Annotated in this window: 2 protein-coding genes; both read left to right on the top strand. The window is 61.5% G+C overall.

Annotated features, from left to right (window positions below; genetic code table 11):
* Window positions 1-4: 4 nt before the first annotated feature.
* Window positions 5-829: an acetyl-CoA carboxylase, carboxyltransferase subunit beta gene (accD, locus tag ACEW8J_RS08955; RefSeq protein WP_373491295.1), complete on the top strand. Its 825-nt coding sequence runs from the start codon at window positions 5-7 to the stop codon at window positions 827-829.
* 155 nt (window positions 830-984) lie between these two features.
* Window positions 985-2,201: folylpolyglutamate synthase/dihydrofolate synthase family protein (locus ACEW8J_RS08950; protein WP_373491294.1), on the top strand; the 1,217-nt coding region annotated here is incomplete at its 3' end.

Raw genomic sequence — 2,201 nt, 5'->3', positions numbered from 1 at the left:
CAAGATCGCGTCGATCACCAAGCGCGAAACGGCCGAGAATCTCTGGCACAAATGCAAGAAATGCGAAGCGATGGTGTTCCTCAAGGAATATGAGGAAAATATGCATGTCTGCCCGAAATGCGAGCATCATGGCCGCATCGGGCCGATGGTCCGCTTCGCCCAGGTGATGGACGAGAATAGCTGGAAACTGATCCCCTGGGCCAAGGTTCAGGAAGATCCGCTCAAGTTCAAGGATCAGAAGAAATATTCAGACCGGCTGAAAGAGGCGCGGACCAAGACCGGCGAGCAGGATGCACTGATCAATGTCAAGGGCACGATAAAGCTGATCCCCTGCGTCGTCGGCGTGCAGGATTTTGCCTTCATGGGCGGTTCCATGGGCCTCGCCGTCGGGCAAGCCTTTGTCGATGGCGCCAAGCGCGCCCTGAAGGATCAATGCCCTTATATCATCTTCACCGCTGCCGGCGGTGCCCGGATGCAGGAAGGCATATTGTCGCTGATGCAGATGCCGAAGACCACGGTAGCGATCTCGATGCTGCGCGAGGCGGGAATCCCGTTCATCGTCGTGCTGACCGATCCGACCACCGGCGGCGTTACGGCCAGCTATGCGATGCTCGGCGATGTGCATATTTCCGAGCCCGGCGCGATGATCGGTTTTGCCGGCCAGCGGGTGATTGAAAACACCATCCGCGAGAAACTGCCGGAGGGTTTCCAGACCGCCGAATATCTGCTCGAGCACGGCATGATCGACATGGTCGTCCACCGCAAGCAATTGCGCGACACGCTGGCGCAGGTCATGGGCTATCTGATGGCATGGAAAGACGCCGCTTGAAAAAGCCCCTCCCCTTCACGGGAGGGTTGGGGCGGGAATAATCCCCCTCCCGCTCGCGGGAGGGGCTAGGGGTGGGAACATCATCCATGATCAGATCTGCTATTTCGAATATCCGGGCCCACCTCCGACCCCTCCCGCAAGCGGGAGAGGCGTAAATGGCTGACTCCGCCCGTTCCGATCATCCGGCCGTCCAGAGGCAGCTCGACCGGCTGGAAATGCTCTCCCCCGGACGCGATGTGCTGGGACTGGAGCGAATCGCCGCAGTTCTCGCCCGCCTCGACAATCCGCACGAAAAACTCCCGCCCGTGTTCCACGTCGCCGGCACCAATGGCAAGGGCTCGACCTGCGCGTTCCTGCGCGCCGCCATCGAAGCGGAAGGTCTCAAGGTCCATGTCTATACCAGCCCGCACCTGGTCCGGTTCAACGAACGGATCCGTCTGGCCGGCAAGCTGATCGAGGATGACTATCTCGCCGCGCTGCTCGCCCGGGTTCTCGACATCAGCACCGATATCAACCCCAGCTTCTTCGAGGCGACCACCGCCGCCGCCTTGCTCGCCTTCGCCGAGACACCAGCCGATGCCTGCATCCTGGAAGTCGGTCTAGGCGGTCGGCTCGATGCCACCAATGTGGTGCCGCATCCCGTCGCGACCGGCATTGCAGCGCTCGGTATCGACCATGAGGCCTTCCTGCTCGCTCCCGAAACGGGCACGCCGGAGCAACCGATGGTCCGCATCGCCTGGGAAAAAGCGGGCATCGCGAAAAGAAACACCCCCTTGCTCACACAAAAATATGCTGCAGAAATGCTGCACGCGATTGTCGACCATGCTGCAGATATCGGCGCGCAGCATTTTCCACGCGGTGAAGAGTGGGATGCCGCGATTTACGAGGGCCAGTTGCACTACCGCGACCAGTCCGGAAAGCTCAGCCTGCCCCTGCCCGCTCTGGTCGGCGCGCACCAGGCTGACAATGCGGCGCTCGCCATCGCGATGCTGCGGCACCAGCACACCCTCAGCATTTCGCAATCCGCGCTGAAGGCGGCAATGGGCTGGGCGCAATGGCCTGGGCGCATGCATTTCCTGATCGCCGGACCGGTGACCCATCTTCTGCCACCCGATGTCGAAACCTGGGTCGACGGCGGCCACAATGTCAGCGCCGGCCTCGCGCTCGCCAAATATTTTGCTGATTATGCGGCGGGGTCGATCAATCTGGTGATCGGGATGTTGGCGAACAAGGATCCGGCTGCCATCATCACGCCCCTGCAGGAGAAACTGGCAAGCGTGACGGTGATCCCGGTGCCAGGCCATGAATCGCACGCGCTCGGCGACTATCCCCAGGTCGACGCACCGGTGACCGAGGCCAGCGATATCTCCGC

Origin of the sequence: Parasphingorhabdus sp. (assembly GCF_041748495.1) — a bacterium.
Classification (GTDB): domain Bacteria; phylum Pseudomonadota; class Alphaproteobacteria; order Sphingomonadales; family Sphingomonadaceae; genus Parasphingorhabdus.
This window is presented reverse-complemented; position numbering and strand designations above follow the sequence as displayed.